At 54.1% G+C, this 26,169-nt stretch carries 25 protein-coding genes; 11 read left to right on the top strand and 14 right to left on the bottom strand.

Translation table 11 applies throughout. The annotated features are described in order from the left end of the window. The first annotated feature begins 95 nt into the window (after positions 1–95). The 3 genes from EYC82_RS13945 to EYC82_RS13935 all read left to right on the top strand — a co-directional run bounded on the left by EYC82_RS13945 (position 96) and on the right by EYC82_RS13935 (position 5,878). The gene (locus tag EYC82_RS13945; RefSeq protein ID WP_279250151.1) at positions 96–1,328 is read left to right on the top strand and encodes a sulfotransferase family protein; all 1,233 of its coding nucleotides are present in this window, start codon (positions 96–98) and stop codon (positions 1,326–1,328) included. A 494-nt stretch (positions 1,329–1,822) separates the two neighbouring features. Next, entirely contained in the window at positions 1,823–4,834 is a 3,012-nt protein-coding gene (locus EYC82_RS13940; RefSeq protein ID WP_279250150.1) for a thrombospondin type 3 repeat-containing protein, read from the top strand. Positions 4,835–5,026: 192 nt separating this feature from the next. Continuing rightward, a complete protein-coding gene (locus EYC82_RS13935; RefSeq protein WP_279250149.1) occupies positions 5,027–5,878 on the top strand; it encodes a prolipoprotein diacylglyceryl transferase family protein in 852 nt (283 codons plus the stop codon). Here the strand turns inward: EYC82_RS13935 and EYC82_RS13930 are convergent. The 3 genes from EYC82_RS13930 to EYC82_RS13920 form a co-directional block, all read right to left on the bottom strand. Next, positions 5,825–6,268, bottom strand: coding sequence for a hypothetical protein (locus EYC82_RS13930; protein WP_279250148.1), 444 nt, complete (start codon positions 6,266–6,268; stop codon positions 5,825–5,827). The genes EYC82_RS13935 and EYC82_RS13930 overlap by 54 nt on opposite strands. 162 nt (positions 6,269–6,430) lie before the next feature. After that, on the bottom strand, positions 6,431–7,810 hold the full coding sequence (locus tag EYC82_RS13925; RefSeq protein WP_279250147.1) for a CARDB domain-containing protein: 1,380 nt from the start codon (positions 7,808–7,810) through the stop codon (positions 6,431–6,433). After that, the gene (locus EYC82_RS13920; RefSeq protein ID WP_279250146.1) at positions 7,807–8,610 is read right to left on the bottom strand and encodes a hypothetical protein; all 804 of its coding nucleotides are present in this window, start codon (positions 8,608–8,610) and stop codon (positions 7,807–7,809) included. Before EYC82_RS13920 ends, EYC82_RS13925 begins: the two co-directional genes overlap by 4 nt. Positions 8,611–8,888: 278 nt before the next feature. Here EYC82_RS13920 and EYC82_RS13915 point away from each other — a divergent pair, with 278 nt between their 5' ends. Continuing rightward, positions 8,889–9,026 (top strand): hypothetical protein, encoded by a 138-nt coding sequence (locus tag EYC82_RS13915; RefSeq protein WP_279250145.1) that lies wholly within the window; start codon positions 8,889–8,891, stop codon positions 9,024–9,026. Between the two features lie 33 nt (positions 9,027–9,059). Here EYC82_RS13915 and EYC82_RS13910 read toward each other — a convergent pair whose 3' ends face one another. The 5 genes from EYC82_RS13910 to EYC82_RS13890 all read right to left on the bottom strand — a co-directional run bounded on the left by EYC82_RS13910 (position 9,060) and on the right by EYC82_RS13890 (position 14,304). Next, a complete protein-coding gene (locus EYC82_RS13910) occupies positions 9,060–9,713 on the bottom strand; it encodes a response regulator transcription factor (RefSeq protein ID WP_279250144.1) in 654 nt (217 codons plus the stop codon). 430 nt (positions 9,714–10,143) lie between these two features. Next, a complete protein-coding gene (locus EYC82_RS13905; RefSeq protein WP_279250143.1) occupies positions 10,144–10,962 on the bottom strand; it encodes a mediator of RNA polymerase II transcription subunit 21 in 819 nt (272 codons plus the stop codon). 91 nt (positions 10,963–11,053) lie between these two features. After that, positions 11,054–12,457: a sodium:proton antiporter NhaD gene (gene nhaD / locus EYC82_RS13900; protein ID WP_279250142.1), complete on the bottom strand. Its 1,404-nt coding sequence runs from the start codon at positions 12,455–12,457 to the stop codon at positions 11,054–11,056. A gap of 145 nt (positions 12,458–12,602) precedes the next feature. Then, positions 12,603–13,004: a hypothetical protein gene (locus EYC82_RS13895; RefSeq protein ID WP_279250141.1), complete on the bottom strand. Its 402-nt coding sequence runs from the start codon at positions 13,002–13,004 to the stop codon at positions 12,603–12,605. Between the two features lie 43 nt (positions 13,005–13,047). Next, a complete protein-coding gene (locus EYC82_RS13890) occupies positions 13,048–14,304 on the bottom strand; it encodes a cytochrome P450 (protein WP_279250140.1) in 1,257 nt (418 codons plus the stop codon). A 411-nt stretch (positions 14,305–14,715) separates the two neighbouring features. On the opposite strand from EYC82_RS13890, the gene EYC82_RS13885 reads away from it, so the two are divergent. After that, positions 14,716–15,165: a pyridoxamine 5'-phosphate oxidase family protein gene (locus tag EYC82_RS13885; RefSeq protein WP_279250139.1), complete on the top strand. Its 450-nt coding sequence runs from the start codon at positions 14,716–14,718 to the stop codon at positions 15,163–15,165. A gap of 18 nt (positions 15,166–15,183) precedes the next feature. Continuing rightward, a complete protein-coding gene (locus EYC82_RS13880; protein ID WP_279250138.1) occupies positions 15,184–16,074 on the top strand; it encodes an alpha/beta hydrolase in 891 nt (296 codons plus the stop codon). Here EYC82_RS13880 and EYC82_RS13875 read toward each other — a convergent pair. The 3 genes from EYC82_RS13875 to EYC82_RS13865 are packed head-to-tail and all read right to left on the bottom strand — an operon-like array spanning position 16,071 to position 17,575. Then, a complete protein-coding gene (locus tag EYC82_RS13875) occupies positions 16,071–16,460 on the bottom strand; it encodes a DoxX family protein (RefSeq protein WP_279250137.1) in 390 nt (129 codons plus the stop codon). The genes EYC82_RS13880 and EYC82_RS13875 overlap by 4 nt on opposite strands. A 12-nt stretch (positions 16,461–16,472) precedes the next feature. After that, on the bottom strand, positions 16,473–17,156 hold the full coding sequence (locus EYC82_RS13870) for an alpha/beta hydrolase (RefSeq protein WP_279250136.1): 684 nt from the start codon (positions 17,154–17,156) through the stop codon (positions 16,473–16,475). Positions 17,157–17,188: 32 nt separating this feature from the next. Continuing rightward, positions 17,189–17,575 carry a DUF2237 family protein gene (locus tag EYC82_RS13865; protein ID WP_279250135.1) on the bottom strand — a complete coding sequence of 129 codons (387 nt, stop codon included), beginning with the start codon at positions 17,573–17,575 and terminating at the stop codon, positions 17,189–17,191. A gap of 326 nt (positions 17,576–17,901) precedes the next feature. Between EYC82_RS13865 and EYC82_RS13860 the strand changes: the two genes are divergently transcribed. Next, positions 17,902–18,258, top strand: a complete 357-nt coding sequence (locus EYC82_RS13860) for a hypothetical protein (RefSeq protein ID WP_279250134.1) — start codon at positions 17,902–17,904, stop codon at positions 18,256–18,258. A gap of 14 nt (positions 18,259–18,272) precedes the next feature. On the opposite strand, the gene EYC82_RS13855 is transcribed toward EYC82_RS13860, so the two are convergent. Both EYC82_RS13855 and EYC82_RS13850 read right to left on the bottom strand, forming a co-directional pair. Then, entirely contained in the window at positions 18,273–19,118 is an 846-nt protein-coding gene (locus EYC82_RS13855; RefSeq protein WP_279250133.1) for an SDR family NAD(P)-dependent oxidoreductase, read from the bottom strand. Positions 19,119–19,643: 525 nt separating this feature from the next. Further along, entirely contained in the window at positions 19,644–20,411 is a 768-nt protein-coding gene (locus EYC82_RS13850; protein ID WP_279250132.1) for an SDR family NAD(P)-dependent oxidoreductase, read from the bottom strand. A gap of 76 nt (positions 20,412–20,487) precedes the next feature. Between EYC82_RS13850 and EYC82_RS13845 the strand changes: the two genes are divergently transcribed. The 3 genes from EYC82_RS13845 to EYC82_RS13835 are packed head-to-tail and all read left to right on the top strand — an operon-like array spanning position 20,488 to position 22,619. Further along, the gene (locus EYC82_RS13845) at positions 20,488–20,838 is read left to right on the top strand and encodes a DUF2834 domain-containing protein (RefSeq protein WP_279250131.1); all 351 of its coding nucleotides are present in this window, start codon (positions 20,488–20,490) and stop codon (positions 20,836–20,838) included. Next, the gene (locus tag EYC82_RS13840; RefSeq protein ID WP_279250130.1) at positions 20,835–21,695 is read left to right on the top strand and encodes an SDR family NAD(P)-dependent oxidoreductase; all 861 of its coding nucleotides are present in this window, start codon (positions 20,835–20,837) and stop codon (positions 21,693–21,695) included. Before EYC82_RS13845 ends, EYC82_RS13840 begins: the two co-directional genes overlap by 4 nt. A 30-nt stretch (positions 21,696–21,725) precedes the next feature. Further along, positions 21,726–22,619, top strand: coding sequence for an SDR family oxidoreductase (locus tag EYC82_RS13835; RefSeq protein ID WP_279250129.1), 894 nt, complete (start codon positions 21,726–21,728; stop codon positions 22,617–22,619). 15 nt (positions 22,620–22,634) lie between these two features. On the opposite strand, the gene EYC82_RS13830 is transcribed toward EYC82_RS13835, so the two are convergent. Continuing rightward, a complete protein-coding gene (locus EYC82_RS13830) occupies positions 22,635–24,758 on the bottom strand; it encodes an outer membrane protein assembly factor BamB family protein (RefSeq protein ID WP_279250128.1) in 2,124 nt (707 codons plus the stop codon). A gap of 120 nt (positions 24,759–24,878) precedes the next feature. Here EYC82_RS13830 and EYC82_RS13825 point away from each other — a divergent pair, with 120 nt between their 5' ends. Continuing rightward, entirely contained in the window at positions 24,879–26,051 is a 1,173-nt protein-coding gene (locus EYC82_RS13825; protein ID WP_279250127.1) for an endonuclease/exonuclease/phosphatase family protein, read from the top strand. The last annotated feature ends 118 nt before the right edge of the window (positions 26,052–26,169 follow it).

Here is a 26,169-nt window from a genome sequence, read left to right as displayed (position 1 = left end):
ATGATCCATTCCCAGGCACCATCACCGCAACTTAGCGAGGTACAAACGTGCCAAGTATCGGTCCCCGCGACGCTTATTTAGCTTAGACCAATCCCGTGCCTCCAGACCAGAATCAGCCGGCTTATATCTCACTCTTCAACCACATGGCCCGAGGGCTGGGACGCACGGGGCTCAGTGTGCCGACACTGGATGCAACAAGACTCATCCATCGCGCACAGTGGCGCACCGGGCTGCGGGATTTCGGCGATGAAAATTACCGGGAGGGGCTTGAAAGACTGACCAGAGAGCTACAAGACCACGCCAAGTTATCGCAGGTCGGGAGACTCGGCGCACACTTCAACCTGATGGAGAACCTCTGTGTCCGACTGAACCTGGTCGAGTATCGCAGGCAACACCCCAAGATACTGACGCAAACCATCAACAAGCCTCTATTCATCGTGGGGCTGCCGCGCACGGGGACGACTATCCTGTTCGAATTGATCGCCCAGGATCCTGCCATGCGCTATCCGGCGAGCTGGGAGGTGGCAAAACCGATTCCTCCTGCACTGCGAGGAACCTATAACACCGACGAACGCATCCGGTCTGTCGACCGCTTTATGGGGCTGGCCGAGAAATTGTCCCCCGGCTTTCAGGCTATACATGCCATCGGCGCGCAACTGCCGCAGGAATGCGTCTATATTTTCGCCTCGCAGTTCGCCAGCGAGCAGTTTGGTTACATGTTCGATATACCCCAATACCGCGCCTGGATATTAGACCGGGACATGACCGACGCCTATCGCTGGCACGCACAATTCCTGCAACACATGCAAGCCGATTACCGCGGTGAGCACTGGGTGCTGAAAACCCCCTCTCATCTGGCCTACCTGCGCTATCTGCTCGCACAGTATCCGGACGCCAATATTGTATGGACTCACCGACAGCCTATTGACGCAATTGCCTCTTTATCGAGTCTGGCCACCAACCTGCGCGGGGGCTTCAGCGATACCGTGAATCCGAAAGCGGTGGCAGCGCATGAAATGCAGCACTTCGCAAAACAACTGAACATGGGCATGCAACAGCGCAGACAACTCGATCGCGGCCAGTTTCTCGATATCAGCTTTGCGAGCATTTGCGACGACCCTATAGACAGTGTCAGGGGCATTTACCACTATTTCGATATGCCACTGAGCGGCGAAGCGGAATCGCGCATGAGAGACTACCTGGTAAAACGCCCCCGGGACCTGCACGGCAAGCACGATTATTGCGCCGACCTGTTCGCACTGACACGGGCCCGGGAGAGTGAGCTGTTCCGGGACTATCTCGATCGGTTTGCACCGCTCCTGGCATAGCCATCGCTAGCAGGGGCAGGTCTCCGCTTCCCGCAGGGAATCGATGCCATTCTGGACAGTGTTTTATCCGTATAATTCAGATGTTTATGCACTTTTAGGATTAACCGTTCAGGATCCTGCATACCCGAGCACCGACTGCGCAAGACGGCCAGAGAACGCGTGCGGTGAGCGGGGTATCCGTTTGCAAAAAGGCGACTAATTCCGCGGCATGAGCTATTTTCTTCATATATTACATACACTTACTTTTTTCAAAGATCGTCCATTCGGGACGCCTTGTTAACGAACTCCTCATGTAACCGACTGTCATACGCAGTAAGTGGCCGCAGCGCTGTGATTGGGTTCAAATTTATGAACCTAAGCCGAACGCGGCAGTCCGATACATTGGCTTCCATCACAAAAGTTTGTAGTATATTGAGATTCTCGGAACTGCCGGTGTTGCCGGTTTTGCTAATGGAACTAGCTGTCGAGCGAACATAACAAGAGGACTACTCAAGATGGCTAGTATCAGACACTTCGATGGCGCATGGGCCCGCATCGCTACTCGTACTCTCACCTTTTTCGGTCTGCTGTCCCTGCTCACTGCAGCGATCGCAACTCAGGCGCAATCACCTTCTTTTATCGCCTTCGAGAGCGGTTATGTTCGACCCATGGCACTGACGCCGGACGGCTCCACTTTGCTTGCCGTCAACACACCAGATAACCAATTAGAAGTTTTTAGCGTCACTGCCGCGGGCCTTACTCATGTGGATTCCATCCCCGTGGGCATGGAGCCGGTATCCGTGGCCGCGCGCAATAACAATGAGGTGTGGGTCGTCAACCATCTTTCTGACAGTGTCAGCATTGTTGATTTATCGGCGAGCCCTGCCAAGGTTGTGCGCACGCTGCTCGTAGGCGACGAGCCTCGCGATATTGTGTTCGCTGGCTACGGCGACATAGATCGTGCCTTTATCACCACTGCCCATCGAGGCCAGGAGATGATTGCCGAGGGATTTGATCCGCAAATTGCCACCGCTGGCGTCGGAAGAGCTGATGTCTGGGTATTCAATGCGTTCGACACAGGCGCGGGGTTGGGCGGCACCCCAATAGACATCAAGACATTTTTTGCGGATACTCCGCGCGCGCTCGCGGTGACGCTGGATCGCACCACCGTATACGTAGCCTCGTTTCACTCTGGCAACCAGACGACTACCATTCCCGAGACCCTCGTTTGTAATGGGTTCGACAACGCCAGTGGCTGTTCAGGCGGCGGCGTGCCCGGCCCCCGACAAAATGCCGACGGCGTCAATGCGCCTGAAACTGGCGTTATCGTCAAATTCACCGACGCGAATGGCGGCCAGTGGCTGGACGCGGGCAACGCAGCGGCCACGAACGGAAACGCTAACCCCAAAGACTGGAGCGCCTTGGTTCCTTTCGATCTGCCTGACCACGATGTCTTTTCCTTCGATGCCAATACACTGGCACCCGTTGACACATTCGATCATGTAGGAACGATCAACTTCAACATGGTCGTGAACCCGGCCACCGGCGCCGTCTATGTCACCAACACGGAATCACCCAACCATATTCGTTTTGAGGGCCCGGGCGACCATGGAGGATCAACGGTACAGGGTCACCTCTCCGAAACCCGCATCACTGTATTGAGCGGCGCAGGCGTCGATCCGCAACACCTCAACCAACATATCGACTACGGCTTGCTGCACACTGACCACAATGCTACGACCAGTGCAACGATTGACAGCTATAAGCCGCATTCGCTTGCCACGCCCTTGCAGGTCGTGGTCAACGCCGCTGGCGATAAGGTGTACATGGCGGCTTACGGTTCAGGCAAGATTGGCGTGTTCAATGCCAGCGATATCGAAGACCCGAACTTCGAGAGCAATTTCGACCCAATGGCCGAGAGTGCCAACTATATTGATACCGGCGGTGGACCGGGCGGCCTCGCTCTGGACGAAAACCATAACCGTCTCTACGTGCTCACTCGCTTCGACAACCAGGTGGAAGTTATCGACCTGACCAGCAATGCCACTACCGAGGTGCACCCGCTGCACAACCCGGAGCCCCAGCACGTCATAGACGGGCGTCCGATCCTTTACGACGCACAACTCACCTCGGGCAACGGGGAGGCTTCTTGTGCCAGCTGCCATATCTTCGGCGACAACGATAATCTGGCATGGAACCTGGGGAACCCAGACGGGAGTGTGACGACCAACACCCAGCCACAACAGGTCTTTATTCCTACGGGCAACCAAAACACCTTCCACCCCCAGAAAGGCCCCATGACCACTCAGACCCTTCGCGGAATGGCCACCCATGGATCGCTGCACTGGCGCGGTGACAAGGTTGATGGCGTCTTTGGGCTGGACGATTGTCCGGGTGGCGATGCACCCGTTAACACGAACCCAGCCGCTTGTTCGGAAGAGTTCGGATTCCTCAATTTCATCGAGGCGTTTGAAGGCCTGGTGGGCAAGGAGGGCACCATCTCCGTGATGCAGATGGAGGCTTTCCGGGATTTCGCGCTGGACATCCTTTTACCCCCTAATCCGCACCGCCCCTTAGACCACTCATTTTCAGCCGGCGCCGCCAGCGGGCCCAACCTGTTCTTCAACGGCATCACAGACACAGTGGCCACTTGTGAGGGCTGTCACAGACTGGACGCCAGCGACGGTTTCTTCGGCACCGGCGGCGGCAAGACCTTCGAAGGCACTCCGCAGCAAATGAAGGTTGCCCACATGCGCAACGTCTATACGAAGGTGGGCATGTTCCGAGAGCCAGGCGACCAGATCCGCGGTTATGGTTATCTGCACGATGGCTCAATCGATACCGTTAAAAACTTTCTCAAGAACGGACCTTTCTCTACCAGTAACTCCGCGGAAAACCAGCTCGAACAGTACTCCATGGAGTTCCCCACCGATCTGGCACCTATCGTAGGCCAGCAGATCACGCTGACCTCCACCAATGCTGCCGTGGCAGGACCGCGCGTCGACCTGATGATTCAGCGAGCAGACACGGACTACAACTCGCTGATGCTCGGCGGCAACGTGCCCGAATGTGACCTGATCGTTAAGGGTAGCGTAGGTGGGGAGGAACGCGGCGCCGTGAGACTCGCCAACGGGCAATTCCGTACCGATACTGATGAATTTTTCTCTGATGCGCAAATACGCACCCTGGCAAACTCAGAGGGCCCGCTGACCTATACCTGTGTACCACCGGGTTCTGGCACACGGCTGGGTATCGACCGGGATGAAGATGGCGAGCTCAACGCGTTGGATAACTGTCCATCCGTGTCGAACAGCGACCAGACCGATACCGACGACAACGGTGTTGGTGATGCGTGTGAAGCAGCGGACCTCACCGATACCGATGGTGACGGTATCCCCGATGCCACCGACAACTGTATCCTCATCGCTAATCCGGATCAGACGCCCTCGAATAATAATCCAACGTGTGGCGCCGCTTGCGTCACCATTGCTTGTGGCGGTCAATTTTGCTCTAACCCCGGCCCCTAGACCCGGACAGCAGACTTCGGCCTCAGCATTGGTCTACCTTCCAACCCCGCCTGTTTCAGGCGGGGCTTTTGTTTTTCAGGAATATCACTTGCAGTCGCAGTTATCGTGGCTCATGCATGAACGCCACAAAGTTGTAAAAAAACCTTCCCTCACCGACAGCGCTCTTCCACAATGTCATACTTGCGTGGTTAATTGCCCAATCTCGCACCAGCACAACGGGCAGACACCGAAAAAGCGAAACTAGAGGGCAAACCTATGTACCCCGAGGGCCTATTCGGACTGGACTGGCTGAGAGCGACCATCCTACCCGTGGCGCTGTTTGGTATCGCTTTTTTCACTTTGTATCTTCGTCTGGATGGCGTGCGCGTATGGCGAGCTATCGTGCTGATGGTAGCGATCGCGATAATCGCGCTTCTGGGAGCAAAACTGTTTTCGCTGTACACCCGAGGCTGGGATGTACGTCCACTGTCCCAGGAACTCAGAGGCGGCTTGCGCTATCCGGGCGCAGCTCTAGCCATTGTTTTGCTGGGCCCATTCCTGAAACGGCTTATCCTGCCGAAGCTGCCCATGACACGCTTCCTGGATGTGCTGGCCATCACGGTGTGTTTCTCGTTTGCGCTGGTGCGTATCAGCTGTTTCCTGAACGGCTGCTGCACTGGAATCCAGTGTGACGCGGGCTACTGTATCAGCTTCCCCAAAGGGAGCATGGCGTGGTACGTGCAATACCAGGCCGGTGCGCTAGCTGACCCAAGCCATGACAGCCACCCGGTGCTGCCACTCAATCTGTTATTTATGGTGGGCTCGTTTGCAGTGGGCCTGTTTCTGATGTGGTTTGATGCAAAACGCAGCTACAACGGTCAGCTCGCATTGCTTTACCTGTTTCTGCATGACGGTATTAAGGGTCTGCTTGAAGCACTGCGCGAGCCTTACGTGGCTGAGCTGCAGATTACCTCGCTGTCTATCAGCGCGGCAGGGCTGGCAGGACTGCTGCTAATCGCGTTCATCCGCCGGAGAAGGAAAGACAAAGGAGCGGGCGGACCATGACAACGCCTCTCGCGCCACAATTATCACGACCATCAAGCGCCTCTTTAATCCCCCACCGACCCGGCCTTGTAGCGGGCGCGCACGCCAAGAAAAACAAACCCAGGCACCACCGGGGTTAATGTCGGCAGTGTGGAATACAGCGGCTCCCATAATGACTCCCGCAGCGGCGGGGTTTATCGATAGGGCGAGACGCTCGTTGAGCCTCACCAAAGCGCCCCCCGCGAAAAATGTATAGGTTGTCTGCTTCGCCGCTGCGACCAAAGCCTGGTTCCAGCCATGACCGTAGTTAATAACAAAGACGAGGCTACCAAGCACCACAGCACCCGCCAGCGCTGCAGGGTAATCGATATGCCTGTCCAGAAAAGCGCGAATGCGAGCGAATAGAGTCATTTTACAGTTTGCCTGAACGTTGGATATTCACCATGAACCCAGGCCGATAGCACAGCCTTGCCATTCCCGGACGAGTCTGTCGGTACATTCTGAATGGCTGACTATGCCCTGCAACACTGCAGGGGTTTGCAGTGGTGGGAGCGCGGGGGGGGAAGCTATCGATCAGTCACAGCCGGGAGGGCAGACCGCGGTCACAAAGGACCCTTCAAGCCCGAGAACTGTTCCCGCGACACTGTCGCCCCGGGGCCGAAAGTAATAGGTGGTTTCACAGGTCAGTCCGGTCACTGGTTCTCCCGCGACCACCGCCGTAGAGCCGCTACCCACGGTTCCAAAGGCAGCGCTGCTGCCATAGTCCACCGTCACGCCGTAGTCAAACACAAGGTCCGATAGCTCCCCGTTAGGATTAATCGTCGCGTTCAGTGTTGCGCCCGTCGCTGTAATCCCGGACGCCACTTCCGTGATCAGCGTGGGTGCGGCCGACACGATGGACACTGGATAGTAAGCCACATTATTGGCGACTGTGGTCTCCGAAATAAGATTGTCATGGTCAATATAGGCTCCAAGGAAATAGTTTCCCGGTGCGGTACTGGCGGGAATAATTGCCCCAAGTGTTATTTCCAGCGCGTTGTCGCGACCCAGGCTGGACGGTACTTGCCCCAGAAACTCGTCACTGCTGCTGATGATATCGTTGTCTGAAAGGTAGAGGCCGATGTTAGGCGTTTCCGTGTCCGCCTCGCCATTATTTTCCAGAGTAATCTCTATCTGGACCGAGGCGCCGGCACCGACGCGGTACATCGGTTGCCCGACATACGATCCGACCACCGGCCTTGCAGCGCCATAGAAACCACGTACTGCACCAAAGCCATGCACGCTGTATTCCCCACTGGCACCCGTATAGCGCATCACAGTAATGCCCACGTCACGGAAGGAATCGAGGCCGCCGGAACGCTTGCCATGCAGGTCAATCAATCCATCAGACAAATCCTCCCCCGGGCCATAATAGGCGGCGGTGCCATTGCGCGTGACGTGGCTGAAATCAGCGCCCATCATATTGTAACTGTCGCTGCTGTGCGCCATTCCGACACAGTGCCCTCCCTCATGTACCGCGGTGCCGGTCAAGGAGCGCGACCCTCCACTAAAGGGGTAATGGCCGGAATCGTCACTGGTCGTCCAGGGCTGATTCCCAAACTGCATATCCGCCTCAGCAACCTCGCAGGTACTGGAGAAAAACCAGTAGGTGCATGTCGCCGTGGATACGGCACTGTCGAGATAAATTTCGTTTTCGTCATTACCGGAGAAATAGCTATCATCGCCATTGTCCACAGTGGTAATCGTAGCGTCTGAAAAATCTGTGAGGCGCTGGAATGCGAGCGAAAGAGCCACTTTTTCATCAGCGGAGAGATTATCACCGTAATTAAACGTCATATCACCGCCATTAAAATCCAGGGTCAAGCCATTCTGACAGGTAATATAGTTATAGGCCTGAGCATCCAGCGCAAACAGCGATATCAGGAGCAGGGGTACTTTCAATCGCGTATTCACTGTCTGCGACTCCCCGGGTTTTTAACACGATCAACGAACACGTCTACTTGCACCGCCTCTTGAGCCGCATCATCAACGCTTGTTTTACCGACGCCGGCTCTGCGCAGTTGCGGGTCTCTCAGGCGAATCTGGCCAGACGCTTTATTGAATCGCCGCGTGCCTATTTCGATAGTGTTGAAACGCGAATCGGGGTTACGGCTCCTACCATGCCCTATGCGATAATCATCACCGCTTTGCAATGGCACCAAAATCACACCGCGGCCATCGTCGCTGTAAAGCTTTTCCTCGAGAATACGGTAGCGTGACATCACCGATAGGCGCCGAAACGGCGACGTATTTTCCGGGTCCGTCTCCAGAAACAGCACGTCCTCTTCGCCGACGTTGAAGTAGTGTGCGTGGGAGGACATCATAATTTTATCGGCGTTATTCTGAGCAGGACCACCCGGCTGCACCAGTGTAACCTCGGTGTTGAGGTGATCGCCCTTGAGTGCTTCAGCCACAAGAAAAGTCGTGTGCGTGGATGGAACACCATGAACATCGTAGCGATATTCCTGAGCGAGAACCAAGCCTCGCACTACAAGGTCTGCAGCGTCTGTCATGCCCGCCAAACTACTCGTGCCACTCCCGGCAACCATCCTGTCAGAAAACCCCGCAGCAAGCCGTGCGGCGTCTTCTTCTCCAAACGTCGCATCGATGTGTTCCGGGGTTGGCTCGTATTCCTCTCCGGAGAGCTGGGTCATTGCCACGCTGCAATGCAGACCCAGCGCCAAGCACCCTATTAACTTGACATATTTTGCCACTTGAAACGGTACCTCTGATTCGCGCTACCGCTGATACTGTACGCATATTGCCACGTTTTTACGAGAAACATGGTTTGGTATTTCACGACCGCACTGACGGGCTGCGCTATGACCAGACCACAAGAGATGGGCAGTAAAAAATGGCTAAGCTTCCGTTTAGGCCGAAAGCACCATTGAAGCCGCTGGAACAGCGGCTTAACGTGTCTCTTAGTGCACGGGCAATAATTAACATTATTGCGTTGGCATCAGTCGCTTTTCCAAACCGTCAGGATGTAATTATGATTCACAGAAGAGCTATTGCCTTTCAGGATATTGCACGCGCCAATTATTACTGGAACGAAATCAGAATGCGTATGCAAGTGTTGCTGTCTGGCGCCCTGCTTGTTGCACTGGGGCTCACACTTTTTTATCTATAGGCTTTCGTGCGACCAACTCGTGCATTTTTGAGGCTAATCCGTCAATTGCAGCTCACGGGAGCGCAGAATCGCCTGAGCGCGATTGGTAACGCGCAAAACCTGATAGATGCTATGCAAGTGCGCTTTTACCGTCCCCTCCGCCATATTCAGGCGCCTGGCAATCACCTTGTTTGGAACACCCATTATTAACTGATCGAAAACTTTTCTTTGCTTGGGCGAAAACTGCACGCTTTCCTCTGGCGCCGACATATCCGGGTTATTAATCTCTGCGGGCTCAAGGCCCATAAGACTCGCTGCATCCGGAGGGATGTAGGTACTACCCGCCAGCACAATCCGAATAGCGTTAATGAATACCTGCATAGAGGAATTCTTGGATACGAAGCCCTGAACTCCCTTTTCAAAGCACTCTGCAATGATGTCGGGCGAATATTGGCCTGAGAAAACTACGATCGGGATATCTGCATAGTTCTCGCGAATATAGACCATGCCGTCTGCACCCGATACATCGGTCAGGCTGAGGTCCAGAATGAGCAATTGATAATCGGTATCTTCTTCGAGGACGTCCAATAATTCCTGGAAACTTCCCGCCGTATTCAATTCGTCAAAAATGCTGAGCGAAACCAACGAAGTGACCAGCGCGTTGCGCACGATCGGGTGGTCGTCGACAATGAGGGCTCGTTTAGCCATCTCTATTTTCTCCTTGCCCACGTAGTTTTTATGGTTTTTGCATTACTCTAGCAGAAGAGCACTCTGTTTGCTCGCGCTCAACGCAGCAGCCAGCGAGCCGACTCGACACAAAAATTTGCGAGCAGGGGTCTCTGCCCCAAGAATAAAAAGCCCTGCAGCGCAGCGAATAGTAGATTTACTGCTAGCGCATGCGCCGCACCAACATGACCCCTCTACCAATAAACGGTAAGGGCCACCTACTGAGCCGAGACGCCACCACGAAAGCTTACCGCAGTTCAGATAGAATGCGAGGCCGACTGGGTGACGTCGGCACCCACACGGTGGCGGCCGACGTCACAACAGAGCACGATCCAAAAAAGTAAGCTGACCCGACAAAATATGCGCGAAATGCCAGGTCCGCCATAAACGCTTTTCGAGACTCAAAAGCCAGTTATTTGCTGGCAGTCCGTCTGCCACTGCTCGCCTTTTTCCGAGGCGCCTTTTTGACGGGTGCCTTACCTTTTTTACTGGCACTGCTCTTTGCCGTTGCTGCGGACATACCAGACACAGACTTTCTAATCTCAACCGTCAATTTTTTCCATGCTTTTCTGTTGGCATCAACACGCTTGCTTACAATTTTCTGGGCCTTGGTATGAGTGCGCTTCGCGTCTTGTTGCAATGTCTGCAGATCTTTCTTTGCCCGGTCAACCAGTTTACGGAGCTCCTTGACCGCTTCGTCACGATCGCCTCTTATCTTGCGCAGCTCACTCAGCAGCTCCCGAAGCATCTCGTACTGCTGCCGAGCCATATCCGCATATCCGTCCACCACGGCCCGGTTTGCGTTCGCGACCGCCTCCATGTTCTTGTGGGAGCTCTCCAGCACATCTCCCCAGGTGTAACCCCCAATCTTGAAATCGTCGACATACCGTCCAATATCAAGACGCCGAGCGCCTGATTTGATGTTGGTTTTTACTTTTGACTTGGCCTTGGGCTTTGCTTTGGCCTTGGGCTTTGCTTTGGCCTTGGGCTTTGCTTTGGCCTTGGGCTTTGCTTTGGCCTTGGGCTTTGCTTTGGCCTTGGGCTTTGCTTTGGCCTTGGGCTTTGCTTTGGCCTTGGGCTTTGCCTTGGCCTTGGGCTTTGCCTTGGCCTTGGGCTTTGCTTTGGCCTTGGGCTTTGCCTTGGCCTTGGGCTTTGCCTTGGCCTTGGGCTTGGGTCTAGCTTTGGCCTTCGCTCTGGTTTTGGATATTGCCTTGGGTGTCGCCGCTGCCATACTAACTACCTCCGAAACTGAATTAAGACTTCACTCTTACCCGAAAGGGCACCAATTTTACCCCGTGTAGACTAGGAATCGTCCTCTATCATCACGTATTAATCAATAGATGAACCCAGATGCTTGCGCCATACCCCAGCGCAATAATCGGCGTCCATCGCAAGTGAGTGGTAAAGGTATAATGACCCCGTGCCTGACCCATCAGCGCCACACCTGCTGCCGAGCCGATAGACAATAAGCTACCGCCGACACCCGCTGTTAGCGTGACCAGTAGCCATTGCACATTATCCATAGGCGGATTCATGGTCAGCACTGCGAACATAACCGGGATATTGTCAACAATTGCAGACATTACTCCAATCAGAATATTTGCGTTTGTGTAGCCGAGATAACCGTACATTGCCTCGGAGGCGATACCCAGATAGCCGATAAAGCCGAGGCCACCAACCGTAAGAATCACTCCGTAAAAGAAAAATAATGTGTCCCACTCGGCCTGGCCGATTTTTGAAAAAACGTCGAAATCATAGGGGTCATCATGCTCGCTGGGAGGGTCATCGTAGGACTGCCACCAGGCCCGCGATTTGAGCCCAAGATAATAGCCATAGAGCTTCAGGTAGAGCAGCCCACCCATCATTCCGTAGGCCGGAGGCACGTGCAGAAAATTGTGCAAGACCACTACAGTCGCGATTGTAAAGAGGAACAAGAGAGCCATCTGAATGCCACCGTACATCAACCTTCGGCCTCCCTCTTCGGGCGCCGCAGGGGGCTTGCCCGTCGGCACTGCGAACTGCATAAAGACTGCCGGCACAAGATAATTAACCAGAGATGGGACAAACAGATTTAGAAAATCAGTAAAGTGGAGAATACCCTTCTGCCACACCATCAGGGTCGTTATATCGCCAAAAGGGCTGAACGCACCACCTGCATTTGCCGCGACCACGATGTTGGTACAAGATACCCCAATAAAACGCGAATTGCCCTGCCCTACTGCCATCACGACGGCGCACATGATCAGTGCAGTTGTCAGATTATCCGCTATCGGCGAAAGCAAAAACGACAGTATTCCGGTCAGCCAAAATAATGAACGATAACCAAAGCCCCTCGAAACAAGCCAATGACGCAATTCATCAAACACACCACGCTCCAACATGGAGTTGATGTAGGTCATGGCTACCAGCAGAAAGAAAAATAGCTCGGCATACTCAAGAAAGTCGTGACGTATACCTTCTGCTACTTTATCCGGGAGACCCGCCTGGTTGTAGGCTATCGCGATCACCAGCCACACCAGGCCTGCGGCAGCCAGCATAGGCTTGGACTTCCGGAGATGAATACGCTCCTCGAGTACAACGAGCACATAGGCAGCGGCGAAGCCGAACAGAGAGATGTACCCTACCCAAGAACGGGTTAAGTCCAGTGAATCACCGGGTGGAATACTGGAAATCGCAGGGTTACAAAATAACAACCCCGCTAATAGCGCCAGAAATATTCTCGCCATTCTTGGCCTCGCCTCTCTTCTCGTATGCTGCACATGTGCTTGGAGCCGAGGCAGTATACTCAATGAAAGACCTTCGCCCCCAAATTTTCAGCGGTCAAATTTCACCAGAATAGGAATTGAAGGCTGGATCGAGCAACCCGGTCGCTCAGTTAGGCGCTGTCTTGCACGCCAGTAATTGCGGAATAGAACATCCTGTCACCTTCATCGCGCCAAAAACATAAACCAGCCCAATAGGCAGGTCTATTGCCAGCAACCAGTACTCCCACGACTCGGCCAGCAGATTGGGGACCGCATAAAGCACGGCGCAGATGGCCGAGAGCCTCACCAGCCCCTGCCAGAAAAATACAGGGGCACGGTTCGTCATATCATGTGACGACCACATCAGTAGCGCCGCAGCCATCATCAGAAAAGTACCTAATGTAATAAGCGGAACAAATTGCCCTTTCAACGGCTCCGCCGCCATGGCTATGCCAATAGCACCCGCCCACGTACCAGCACCGACAAGAAAATCGGACAGCCCTGTCCACCAGACAAATTTTTGTAACATCTTGTGACCTCCAGATTGCGCGTAAATTACGACGCTGTAATAATTATTTAGCTTCTGTGTCAAAGGAAATATGCATTTCCTTAATGCCGGGTATGAAATTAGACACCAAATTATGTGGTGCACTTTTCAGTCGCGGGTTGCGCATCCGCGGAACAATCTCTTCAAACATAACAGACAATTCCTTTCGTGCCAGGTGAGAGCCTATACAGAAGTGCTGGCCTACGCCGAAGGTCCGGTGCTGATTTTTCAGGTCTTTCATACGCTGACCGCGAGTTATATCGAAGACGTCTGCGTCACCTCCAAACTGCTCCGGATCGTGATTCACAGATGGATAGAACAACCTCACGAGGTCGCCTTTCCTGATTTTTTTTTCACCCAGGGTAACGTCTGCTGTAGCGGTGCGTTGCATTTGGATAAAGGGTGGATAAAAACGGAGTATTTCTTCTACTGCATCAGGAATTAACCCCGGGCTGTCTATTAGCAACTGATGCTGATCAGGGTTTTCGATAAGCAGGCGCATACCCTGACTTGTCGCGGTGCGAGTCGTTTCAACAGCTCCTGCGATCAGAATCAGGAAGAACGAACAGAACTCGAACTCATTAAGGCTTTCACCTTCAACGACACCGTTGAGTAAAGCATCAATAACCGTGCCTCCCTTTGGATCAGCCTTGTGATTTGCAGCCAACTCCATCGCGATCTCGAAGATTTGCGCTGCAGCCAACTGTCCGTCTTCTGCAGAGACATCCATCTCCGGATCGTCCATTCCTATCATGACATCAACGAGGCTAGAAAATTTCTGGCGTTTCTCAGCGGGCATCTCCATCAATGAGCAAATAACAAATAACGGCATCTCCGCAGCCACCTCTGACACAAACTCGCACTCGCCCCGGGGTATCACTTTATCTATTATATTCTTGGCGTAATCTCGCATCAAAGGTTCGAGTGCATCTACCGCTTTGCTGGTAAAAGCATTACTCACAACGCGCCGATACTTAATATGATCCGGCGGATCCATATTGATAATCAACTGACGCATGATTTCCATCGACTCCGGGTCGCTACCCCCCGGCTGTGGATGCGCCAAATTAATACTGGAGGAGAATTGTGTGGGATTTTTCGAGACAAAATCGAGTTCTTCACGTCTTGTAATAGCCCAGTAGTCACCACCTGTGCCTGGTGCGCCATTCTGGTATGAGACGGGCTGCTCAGACCGCAGCCTCGCAAAAGCATCAAAAGGAAGACCGCGATTATGGGTCATCGGGTTCATCAGGTCTGCCTGAAATGGGCATTTATCTGTCATGGCGATTCCCGGTCTGGTTTTTATTTGCTGTTCTAGCGGACTGCTACCTAGGCGAGTCTATCAACGCGCTATACCAGCCAACGCCAGTGGACAGCAAGTGTACAACAGGGCAGGCAATTACTCACCCTGCTGGCAGACCAACCCAGTGGTGCGGCAATCGGCGCAAGCGCACTGTAACCGAGGCATCGGGCTACCTCCCGCATTGCCCTGCAGGATTCCCACCCAGTCATCCGTGCGCGCGTGTCTCGGGGGCTAAATACGACCAGCCATTTTCTATTCGGTCACGTTGATTCCACTCGGCGCCACCTGACTCACTGCGCGCTTGATTATTCCTTGCATAGTGCGCGTTGAACAGCCATGTTATCGGTTATCTCATGCCCCTACGTATTTCATAAAAACTGAAGGTAAGCCATGTCACGAGTTTCAGCGAAAGATAAAAATGCTTTTTTTAAAGATGTTGAAACAGCTGCAAAAAAGTCAGTCTGGTGCGCTTTGGCGACAATTGCGGGCAATGAGCCGCGTGTCCGCATGGTACACCCCACATGGGAAAACGACGTACTGTGGATAGCCACGGGCCCGGGCACCGCAAAAGCACGACAAATAGAGCAGAACGAATCGGTTGATATCCAGTTTCAGGTTGCGCCTGACGCTTTCATACACCTGCTTGTCCGAGGCAAGGCAGCGGTTTTCAACGACGCGGTGACCAAAAGCCGAGTATGGGATGTAATGGATTACGACCTGTTTCAATTCTGGCCTGACGGACCAGAAAGCGGGGAATATTGTGTCGTCAAAGTGGTGCCGAGCCGCGTAGAACTGTCCGAAATGTTTGGAATCATGAATAAACGGGTGTGGAGCGCTTGAAGCGCTAAAGGCCCCGCCGTGAATCAGAGCCCGGAACTGAAAGCTATTCTAAACGCCATTCCCGCAGACTTCGCCGATCCCGCTGCTGATTACCAAAGTGTTCGCAAAACCTTTGAGGGGTTTCATGGACACCCCACCGGCAGTGACCTGCAAATCACCTTTCCCACTTACGGTGGCGTCCGGTGCGGCGAATACGAACTCCGCGGCGGCCTGAATTACCCGATTGCGTTTCACTGTCACGGTGGCGCATTTGTATCCACACCTCTGGATGCGTACCATTTCTACGCTGAAATTATCGCTTGGCAAACGGGCTGCCGCGTCGTTATGCCCGACTACCGACTAGCCCCCGAACACCCCTGGCCAGCCGCACCAGATGACTGTTTTCAGTCCTATTTGGGTCTACTGAAGTCCGGTATTCCTCCCTCCGCTATTGTCCTCTTTGGAGAATCATGCGGCGGCAGCCTCGCCCTGGCATTACTGACAAAACTACGTGATAAAAACCTGCCAATGCCCGCTTGTTTTATATCACTGACCGGATGGTTCGATTTGTCCGTTGCGGGTCGATCTGTCGAGGCACGCGACCCGTTCCTGACGGCGCAGTGGGTACGCAACCGGGGGCTGGACTATACGGGGGGCGCACTGCCCCTCGATGACCCGGCGGTATCTCCTGCATATGCAGACCTCAGTGGGCTACCACCGCTGTATTTACAAATTGGACAATACGACACGGTCAGAGAGGGCGCTCTCACTCTAGGGGCAGCCGCGTTGCAGGACGGGGTGGATGTCTTGATGGAGAGCTGGCCCGGCATGGTCCACGGATGGCATGGTCTGGTCAACGCGGGCGTACCGGAAGCAGCTGCCGCCTGGAAGGCGATACGCCACTACGTAGAATCAGCGTGCGACGTCTAGGCGCGCGGGCTGTCACTCGCCGGCAGACGGGTAGACCACCAGATCAGTAGCAGCAGACCAACCTGCAGCACCAGGCGAATCGTCAGGAAAGCAGGGGGAACGTCGGGGAAGAGATCAGGGTTCAGCCACATGTGTATGTTGGCCGGCGTAACGCAAATGACCAACAGTATCAGTCCATTGCCCGCCCACTGCCGCAATGATGGCAGCAATATCCCGATCGCACCCAGGATTTCGAAGACACCACTTATGTAGACAATTTCTGTGTGAAAACCGATCCAGGGCGGCATGATGGATTCAAAGAAAGCAGGATCGGTAAAGTGGGTTATGCCTCCTCCCATAAAAAAAAGGAATACTATCGCCAGACCCAGGTTTTTTGCGGTAAACACTATACACCTCCCTCAGTCGGCAGAAATCTCCTGGTCACTCAAGACCCTGACCAACCATCTGCCCATTATTCGAATTTCCTCGAGACACACCTCGTGCCCCATAGGATAGTCATGCCATTCAATATTATAACCCGCCTGCTGTAACGCACGATAAGTGGATTCTCCCAGCGAAAGCGGTAACACCTCGTCCCGCTGGCCGTGACACATGAGGATAGGGATATTCCTGTTAGCGGCGCTTGAAGCGTCATCCAGCTCCAGGGCTTCAGCCCGAAATGTCGACAGGGCGAGAATACCGGCGAGCGCTTTGGGATAATGCAGCCCCACATGGAACGCCATAACACCTCCCTGAGAAAACCCAGCAAGGAGGATACGATCAGCGGGAATACCGTTGTCGATTTCCTGCTGAATGAGATCCTTGATAGCGTGCGCGGAACGGTCGATACCCGGCATTGCTGAGGAGCCAGAAGTCTCAAAATCAAACCAGGCCCGGGCGCGCTCGCCACCAAATGCGGTAATGGCCATTTCGGGCGCATGGGGAAATATAAACCGCACCGGCAACGCCTCCGGCAACTGCAAGGCTGGCACCACTGCCTCGAAGTCATGGCCGTCTGCACCCAGGCCATGCAGCCATATGACCACTGCCTCCGGTTTTGAGCTGGGGTTAACTTCTACTAATGGCAGGGGGGAAGACAGCATTTATCGCCTCTTTCGCGCCAAAGTCACGCATGTCAGTTCAAGTCTGCGGCGTATTCCCGCAGAACCGAGAGCGGGATGGTATCAAGCGCCCGTTTGTGCGTGCGGGTCAGGTACACCCGAGGAGCCATATTTTGCTCGTGCGCCTCCAGCCACCGCGGCGCGCAAAGGCACCAGCTATCACCCGGCTTAAGCCCGGGGAAACCATACTCAGGCAACGGCGTACTAAGATCATTACCGGCAAAACGCGAGTATTGCAAAAATCGCTCGTTCACCTGCACACACACCGTGTGAGAGCCCGCATCCTGGTCACTGGTGTTACAACAGCCATCTCGCAAAAAGCCCGTCAGCGGATCTTCGCTACAAGACTGCAACGGCTCATCGAAAACATTGACTGATTCATGCAGGTCTGACTCTTCCACTGTAACGCACCTTGTTCTAAATCGCCGATAGCATACCATGTCAATGGACAAGGCAATATTCCAAGAATAGACACAAAGTCGTGCCAACAAAGTGCATCATAGCCATAGGCGACGAGTCTAAATCGCGGCGCTATTACTCAAATGGGAACAAGTAGCAATCGGAAGTAGCAGACTAAACCCGACTCCATTCCACCGACTCTGGATGGATTCGTGAGCGGGTTGGCCTTTAAGGGCACAGTGGCGGAACCCGGGGTGCAATTTGGCTGGGGAAACGGTAACGTGTGTTTGATCACACCGTGTTCATCCGTGTCAAAGAGGAAAATGTCATGAAGAAACTGCTACCCGCGCTACTCCTGTGCGCCGCCTGCAGCAATACGAGCGCCTCAGATTGGGCATGGGGCACGTACTCTGACACTTCCTCAACAGACTTTTGCGTAGGTTTTGTCGTAGGCGGGCTCGCCTCTTACGAGGTTAGCGGCATGTCACGTACGGAGTTATGGCAGGCTTGGAGTTATCTGATCAGGTCCGGTGCCATGAGCGAGATTGATATTGATAGTGATTTCAATGCAGGCAAGGCCAAGTTTGACCATGCATCAAATGCTAGCGCTGCAGCGACTATGCTGGAGGATCAGCAAGGTGACTGCGGACTGGGCAGGTCAGGACACCAGATCACCGGCTGGTAAGTCTTCACGCAATATCAGCCTCGACTACTGTATACCGGCAGCGGGACGACCGCTTCATAATGGGCATCCAGTTCTTCCAACGTCATGGGCTCGACGCACTGCTTGATGTGATCTTCAGACGGTGAATGCCACAAAGCCGTTTTGTACGCATTGAAGGTAATACACTGACCGTTGAAATCGGCCGCTGCGTCACTGGCCAACCATACCAGCCCTTTCGCCACATCCTCCGGCTCGCCAAAGCCAAGCTCAGCCGCAGTTTTACCCGCTTTATCGATAAGTGGCTGAGTCATATCCGTGCGGGCGATCGGCCACATCGCATTACAGCGAACGTTGTAGCGCTCCAGTTCTTTCACCGCCGTGTACATCATTCCCATTAGGCCCGCCTTGGCCGCAGCGTAATTGGTCTGGCCGAAATTACCCACCAGTCCTGACGCAGAGGTAATTTGGATAATATGCCCACCACCCTGCTCACGCATAACTCTGCCTGCAGCGCGGGTACACAGAAAAGGGCCTCGCAGATCGACAGCGACGACCTCATCAAAGTCTTCGTCCGTCATCTTGAGCAACGTACGATCCCTGACGATACCCGCATTGTTGACCATCACATCAATCCCGTCGAAGGCGTCGACGCAGGTCGCGATCAGCTCTTCACAGACACCGGTCTCAGCAACCGAGCCAAGCACAGCGCGAGACGGGGCACCCAGATCAGTGACCTCTTTAAGAACATTGAGCAGGGCATCCTCGTTAGTGCCATTGAGCACCAGTGATGCGCCCTCACGCGCACAGGCCAGTGCAAACTCCCGACCGAGACTCCTTGACGAGCCAGTGATCACTATCCGCTTTCCGTCTAGCCTACCCATAATGTGTTTTCTCATATCAGTATTAGACACCACAATATGCCATGTGGCAGTGTCCCGCGGCAATCAAGGAAGCACAGATAGAAATAGAGTGAGGCGATTGGCATCAGGTGTTATAAAAAAACGAACAATAAAGATGATACGCGAGAGATTTCCGTTGATGAAAACCCAACACGCTCAGACGGCGCCTTAGTGCTCTTTCTGGCAATCGCTAGCAGAAGGTACTTGTCGCGCCTAACAATTAACCCGCAAGGAATTGGGCAGGGTGCCTCACGATGACCTGAGGCAGCCGGTGGTTTTTGCACCCCTTGTGCTAATCGTGTATCGGGGAGCGCTGTTTATCCTATATTTTCCGCTCGTTACAGGTATTGCCCAGGGAGACACAGGAAAGTGACAGCGTGGAGCAGGATTCATACATCATCGGCTTCGACATACCCGTGCTCAGCAGTTACGCAGTAATCAATAGTCCGCCTCGCACTGACGGTCTCACACTGAACTACCGTATCCAGTAAAAACAGCCTTATTCAGCTACAGACCAACGCCCTTGGTGAAGCCACCGTCTACCACTACGTTTTCGCCGTTTATCCAACTCGCGGCGGGGCTACACACAAACACTGCCACGTTAGCGACCTCCTCTGCAGTCCCCATGCGGCCGGACGGGTGGGCCAGTCTGTCGCGCTCATAAAGATCAAAATAGTTTTCTTTGATGTCCTCCCAAGCACCCCCCTCAAAATATATCGGACCTGGAGAAATACTATTAGAGCGAATACCTTTGCCGCCCCAGTTCTGGGCCAATTGCGCTGCGTGATTTACCGTTGCCGCCTTGATCGCACCATAGCTCGGACATACAGACATGTCGTGATGCTCAGACGCGGTTACAGTAGCTACCTGCAACACGGCGGCGGCATCAGAGGCCTCAAGCCACGGCAACGCCGCAGTAGACATAACCACTGAGCCCATCATGTCCACTTCAAAACTATTTCGCCAGGCCGCTTCGGTCCACTCTACGCTGGCAGAAGCACTCGTGTTGTTTACTACTATATCAATGCCGCCCAACGTCTCTGCAGCTTGGGTAACCCAAGCTCGCAGCGCGTCGTGTTCCGATGAATCCACTACCGCGCCGCATACTTGCCCCTTCCCATTCAGCGCAGCGAGGGCATCATCCACTCCCTGCTGCCCGCGTGCGAAAAATGCAACGGACGCACCCTCTGCAAGAAAACGCTCGACAATCGCCAAGCCGATACCACGGCTCGCACCGGACACAAGCACTCGCCTATCCTTTAATCTCATATCCATCGACGGCATTTCCTATGATTTTTAAGATGGTTTACCTATAGTAGGTCGATTCATTTTCTTTGCACAGGGCGCGTTCATGAGTATTCCCAGAGTTATTTATCTGGCTCTCGCCATTTTTGGGTTAATACTGCCCTGGTACTACAACTTTCAGTACATGACAGAAACCAGCGGCACTTTTGATATCGCTGATTTTATGGCGGCAGCTGCGTCCACGCCCGCAGGTCAGTCCCTCGGTTGGGACCTCGCGATTGCCTGCATCGCAGGTCTGATCTGGATGTTTCTTGAATCGCGAAAGCTGGGCCTACGCTTTTTCTGGATCTATCCTGTTCTCACGTTTTCAATCGCCTATGCTTTCGCATTCCCGTTATTTTTGTTTGTCCGTCAAGGCATTTTGGAGGCACAGCAAGACAGGGAGCCAAATGTATGAAAGATAACCCTTCTGCCAGGCGCGATCTCTCCGGTCAAATTGCATTAGTTACCGGTGCTGCACGCCACCGCGGGATCGGTCGCGCAATCGCTTTGCGGCTCGCTCAAGATGGCGCCGATATCGTCATCTGTGGCAGACCCAAAGCACCTGAACACTTTCCCGACAACGAAAAAGAGATAGGCTGGAAAGGAGTCACGTCTCTGGCTCATGAAATCGAGGGCATGGGGCGCCAGGCGCTGGCTCTGGACTGCGACGTAACGAACAAGGCACAAGTCATCAATATGGTCGAGGCAACACGCGAAAAATTTGGTCGCCTGGATATCATCGTCAACAACGCCGGCGTTCCCAGTAATGCGGGCGCCTCGCCCATTCTTGATACCGATGAAGATATCTGGAACCACACGATGGACGTCAACGTGAACGGCGTTTTTCTGGTGAGTAAGTACGGCGGCAGATTAATCAGGGACTGTGGGAATGGCGGCTCTATCGTTATGATCGCTTCCCTGGCAGGCCGCGTAGGTCTGCAAGACTACGGTGCCTACTGCGCGTCAAAATTCGGGGTGATTGGTCTTACACAGCAAATGTCACTGGAACTAGCCGCGCTTGGTATTCGAGTTAACTGTGTTAGCCCGGGCTCACACGATACCGACATGATGGATGGCACAATCGCAAGAGCAACCGAAAAATACGAGTTACCTGACGGATCATTTCGCGAACAACTGGAGAATTTCATTCCTATGGGACGACAAGGTAATGTTTCTGAGCTTGCCGCGGTCGTATCTTTTGTCTGTTCATCCGATGCCAGCTACGTCACAGGACAAACCATCAATGTAGACGGTGGTGCCCGTTTGGACTAGGCACCAGTTACGCGCAGGAGCGCTATAACTATGTCAGAAGAGAATAAAAAAAGGGTTGTTATTGCGGGTGCCACAGGCTATCTGGGGAAATACGCGGTAAAGGCATTTAAAGAGCGTGGCTACTGGGTGCGTGTATTAACGCGAAGTCGAGAGCGCTTGCTCGAACCTGGCCCCTTTACAGCGCCCGCACTCAGCGAAGACGACATGGATGATATTTTTGTCGGCGAAATTACCAAGCCTGAGACGCTAGAGGGCCTCATGGATGGCATTGACCTCGTGTATTCCTCAGTAGGTATATCCCGTCAGAGAGATGGCCTCACTTTTGAACAGGTTGATTACCAGTGTAACCGCAACCTTATCAACCTCGCGGTGACAGGAGGCATAAAGCGTTTTGTCTACGTCTCTATGGAAGGAGCGGAGAACCTTATGCACCTGGCCATTACACAGGCTCATGAAAAAGTCGTCGCCGAGTTGCAGCAATCGAGGCTGGACTACCGGATTGTGCGTCCCTGTGGCTATTTTTCAGATATGGGTGTGCTATACGACATGGCGAGTAAAGGGCGTTCATTTCTGGTTGGTGAGGGCACCAATCTGATGAACCCCATCCACGGCCGTGATCTCGCAGAAGTTTGTGTCGATACAGCGGAGGGCGACGAACTGGAAGTTGCCGCCGGCGGCCCGGACATAATGACGCAGCGTGAAGCCGCTGCACTGGCTTTCGAGGTGGTCGGTAAACCGGTTAAAATAACAGTGATTCCAATGTGGCTGGCTCGAGGGCTGGTGAAGGTCATCAACCTGCTATCAAAACAATTCGGTGACCTGGCTGACTTTATCGTTACCGCAGGCGAGATCGATGGCGTCGGGCCCAAGCGCGGCAATACCACACTGAGGAGCTATTTCGAAAGTCTGCACCGAGACGCGTAGGCCAGAGCAACGCCGCTATTCGGGAAGCGCATAGGCGACATAACTACTGCCACTGGGTTGCCCCAGCTTTCCACCACCAGCAGCGATCACGATGTACTGTTTGCCATCAACTGCGTAGGTTATCGGCGTGGCAAATCCTGCTGCTGGCAGCGCTGCCTGCCACAGTTCCTCACCCGAGTGCTTGTCGAGGGCCCTGATCACACGATCCGGCGTTGCCGCAATAAACAGTAGATCACCCGCTGTGACAATCGCGCCACCGTAGTTCTCAGCACCAAGCCCGGACTTGCCCTGCTCCAGCATACGCGGATAATCACCGAGCGGAATCTGCCAAAGTATTTCTGCCCGAGACAGATTGATCGCAGTGAGGGTACCCCAGGGTGGCCGCGAGGCTGGAAAGCCTTCCGGGTCAGTCAGTTTCTGGAAGCCAGCATTCAGGAACGATGACTCCGATGCCACCGCGACTTTCGCACCCTGACCCTCCGGGCCCTTCTGATCCGCGGTATATACATGCCATAAAATGGCAGCCCTCGCATACCACGGAATCTGTCCGAAAGCGGGCATCCTGCCTCTTCCTTCGCTCACAATGCGGTAGGCTTCAAAGGGAGACATTCTGTCGGACAATTGCTGTAATCCAGGAACCGAGACGCCGTCGCCGCGCAAATCTGCGCCGTGACAACCTGCACACAGAGCGAGATACCCCACCTCTGGCCCCATGCCCAAGTCTTTCGGAACCGCAGTCAATTGCAGCAAATAGGGTACCTCGTTGCTATTGATATAAAGCACTTCACTCGACTGGTCCCAGGCCGCACCACCCCACTCGGCACCGCCATCCATGCCCGGGTAAAGCACCATACCCTGCGTACCCGGCACCATGAACACGCTGCCCTGATCGAGGTTGTCGGTGCGCATTTTCACCGCCCTTTGCGCTGAGAGAGTGCGATCCGACGGTACGAACACCTGTTGCGCATAGGGTGGCGGCATCACGGGTAGCGGCTGACTGATAGCCGGTCGCTCCCCCGTCACCGCCTTACCTACCACCGGCTCCTCACGGATAGGAAACAGGGGCTCGCCGGTTTCGCGGTTAAAAACAAACAAGTGTCCGGTCTTGGTTGCCTGAGCTACTGCGGGGATATTATTCCCATCCCGGCTAAGGGTGATCAGGTTCGGCGGAGATGGAAGGTCCCTGTCCCACAAGTCGTGTCGTACAAACTGATAATGCCAAACGCGCTCACCCGTCGCTGCATTAAGCGCTACCAGCGAGTTCGCAAACAAGTTGTCGCCGTGACGATCATCACCGTAGAAATCAAAACTGGGAGAGCCTGTGGGCACGAATGCAAGTCCCCGCTCCTCGTCAATCGCAATCCCTGCCCACGAGTTTGCACCACCGGCGCTGCCGAAACTGCCCGGCGGCCAAGTGTCTGAACCAAACTCTCCGGGCCGCGGAATGGTATGAAAAACCCAGCGAAGCTCGCCCGATACTACGTCAAAGGCTCGAATGTGCCCCGGTGCGGCGCCCTTATACTCCTCGACCCGAGAACCAATAATCAGCAGATCTTCAAAAATACTCCCCGGGGTAGTCGCTATTACTGCTGTGTCGGAAAATTGGTCCGGCAACCCGACATGTAAATCGACTTTGCCACCGTCACCAAAATCAGATATCGGTGCCCCGGTTCTGGCGTCCAGTGCATACAAATAAGATCCCGCCGTATAGAGAATCCGTTTGTCTCCGCTCCCATCGGTATTTTTTTCCCAGTAAGTCAGGCCTCTGTTCGGATTGGGCAGCAGGCCCAAACTACGGGACGGATCAAAACGCCAGAGTTCCTCACCTGTCGATGCATCCAGCGCGAAGACATGCAGTAACGGTGACGTACAGTAAAGAATGCCCCGAACCACGAGTGGACTGCATTGCATCTGAGTTGAGCCATCATCCGCTGCGCCTCTGGCGTCATAGCGCCACACCTCGACAAGATCGCGAACATTAGACCGGTTTACCTGAGCAAGCGGCGATGCGTGACTGTATTTTTTATCACCAAGATAGTGACGCCACTCCTGCTTCGCCTTGGCGCCATCTTTTGCCACGCGCTCATAGGGCTTCGATCCGCTATCAGAATCACACGCCGCCACGCCGACGAACAACACTAGCACCCCTAAGAGAGAGGTGACTCCGCGGCCTTGGCGGCGATTGACAGTATCCCGTAGACTGGCAGACTGTTTTTTTTCAAACATCTTGATATGCTTCGCTCAAAGGGTGCCCTTGCAATGACAGGCAAACTCATTTTCACCGCGCTTTGCCTAGCAACTTTATTGGCACTGCCCGGATGCTCCGACAGCAGCGACAGTGCTTTGCTCGTCGCCCATGCTACGCCTAACGTTACGCTGGCGAATCTAAACATACTACACGGTTTTGATTGCGACCCACCAGTACCGGGAGACGGCGACCAGTGCCGCATCACGGACAGGATAAAACTGCTGAGCAGACACCTCGTTAACCGGGGTTGTCCCGACCTCGTAGCGCTGCAGGAAATCGTCAATCTCGAGTACTTGCTGCGCTCTCCCACAGAGCAGGTCGGGCCGCTGGATTCCATTATCGGCCTGATCACCGAAGAGCTCACAAGCCTGGAAGCGCAATGCGGCTTCAGGTATGAGCTGGTCTACCAACCTTTTCTCAATGTATTCACGGCCGAAACAGACGAAGAACTTGTATTGAGTCGCTATCCTGTTGTCGAGACCGGTACGCAGCTGCTGCACAGTGCGCTATATAACGAAGATTTAATGCTCTTTATACGGCACGTACTACACGTACGCGTTGCACACCCGGCAGGCAACATCGATTTGTACACGACACACCTGGCCTCTGGATCAGATTCGGCGACCAATCCCTGCGATTCTATCTATGTGCTTCCCGGCACACAGATTGAACTGGTGAGCAATTGCCCCTGGGAATGCGACAGTCGCGACACTGTGCGTGCCTGTCAGGCAGAACAGCTCGCACTCTACGTCGAGCAAACCCGTGCCGAGGATAGCCTTGCGCTGATTGCTGGTGATTTCAACGCGGTTCCCGGGAGCTCCGAGTACCTAGCCATGAGTCGCCGCGGCTGGGTTGACACCTATCTGGCCGCCGGTGGGGCAGAATGTGAGCCCGCTAATGGCACCGGTTGCACCTCCGGCAGGGCCAGTAACACCGTCAGTCTCGAAGACCCGGGTTTACAGGTTAACCGGCGCATTGACTATATTTTTGCCGTCCTGCCCAGGAATTCGAATACGTGCATTGCTACAGCTGCTGGCGATTCGGGAAGCTGGCAACAGACCGACGGAACACTATTCGCCGCGACTCCCAACCCATTTGTCGACACCTGCGGAAGTTCGCCAAACGATATCTGCTGGGTGTCTAATCACAGCGGTAATCTCGCGCAACTGGCATGCCGCCGCTGAGAGAATCGTCCACTACCAATGTCTCTGTCATTGCACTGGAACGACAACGGTTTACCTATCGGAATGATGTTTTCTGCCGCCTACGGCAACGATGCCTTGTTAATACAGCTGGCTGGCC

The sequence above is a fragment of the Candidatus Marimicrobium litorale genome, from assembly GCF_026262645.1.
Classification (GTDB): domain Bacteria; phylum Pseudomonadota; class Gammaproteobacteria; order Pseudomonadales; family Halieaceae; genus Marimicrobium; species Marimicrobium litorale.
Note: the sequence above shows the minus strand (reverse complement) of the source record. Positions and strands in the feature narration are given on the sequence as shown.

Coding starts and splice junctions, on each gene's coding strand:
- EYC82_RS13940 (WP_279250150.1), top strand. CDS start 1,823: ATGGCTAGTATCAGACACTTCGATGGCGCATGGGCCCGCATCGCTACT.
- EYC82_RS13930 (WP_279250148.1), bottom strand. CDS start 6,268: ATGACTCTATTCGCTCGCATTCGCGCTTTTCTGGACAGGCATATCGAT.
- EYC82_RS13915 (WP_279250145.1), top strand. CDS start 8,889: ATGATTCACAGAAGAGCTATTGCCTTTCAGGATATTGCACGCGCCAAT.
- EYC82_RS13910 (WP_279250144.1), bottom strand. CDS start 9,713: ATGGCTAAACGAGCCCTCATTGTCGACGACCACCCGATCGTGCGCAAC.
- EYC82_RS13905 (WP_279250143.1), bottom strand. CDS start 10,962: ATGGCAGCGGCGACACCCAAGGCAATATCCAAAACCAGAGCGAAGGCC.
- nhaD (WP_279250142.1), bottom strand. CDS start 12,457: ATGGCGAGAATATTTCTGGCGCTATTAGCGGGGTTGTTATTTTGTAAC.
- EYC82_RS13895 (WP_279250141.1), bottom strand. CDS start 13,004: ATGTTACAAAAATTTGTCTGGTGGACAGGGCTGTCCGATTTTCTTGTC.
- EYC82_RS13890 (WP_279250140.1), bottom strand. CDS start 14,304: ATGACAGATAAATGCCCATTTCAGGCAGACCTGATGAACCCGATGACC.
- EYC82_RS13885 (WP_279250139.1), top strand. CDS start 14,716: ATGTCACGAGTTTCAGCGAAAGATAAAAATGCTTTTTTTAAAGATGTT.
- EYC82_RS13870 (WP_279250136.1), bottom strand. CDS start 17,156: ATGCTGTCTTCCCCCCTGCCATTAGTAGAAGTTAACCCCAGCTCAAAA.
- EYC82_RS13860 (WP_279250134.1), top strand. CDS start 17,902: ATGAAGAAACTGCTACCCGCGCTACTCCTGTGCGCCGCCTGCAGCAAT.
- EYC82_RS13855 (WP_279250133.1), bottom strand. CDS start 19,118: ATGGGTAGGCTAGACGGAAAGCGGATAGTGATCACTGGCTCGTCAAGG.
- EYC82_RS13850 (WP_279250132.1), bottom strand. CDS start 20,411: ATGGATATGAGATTAAAGGATAGGCGAGTGCTTGTGTCCGGTGCGAGC.
- EYC82_RS13845 (WP_279250131.1), top strand. CDS start 20,488: ATGAGTATTCCCAGAGTTATTTATCTGGCTCTCGCCATTTTTGGGTTA.
- EYC82_RS13840 (WP_279250130.1), top strand. CDS start 20,835: ATGAAAGATAACCCTTCTGCCAGGCGCGATCTCTCCGGTCAAATTGCA.
- EYC82_RS13835 (WP_279250129.1), top strand. CDS start 21,726: ATGTCAGAAGAGAATAAAAAAAGGGTTGTTATTGCGGGTGCCACAGGC.
- EYC82_RS13825 (WP_279250127.1), top strand. CDS start 24,879: ATGACAGGCAAACTCATTTTCACCGCGCTTTGCCTAGCAACTTTATTG.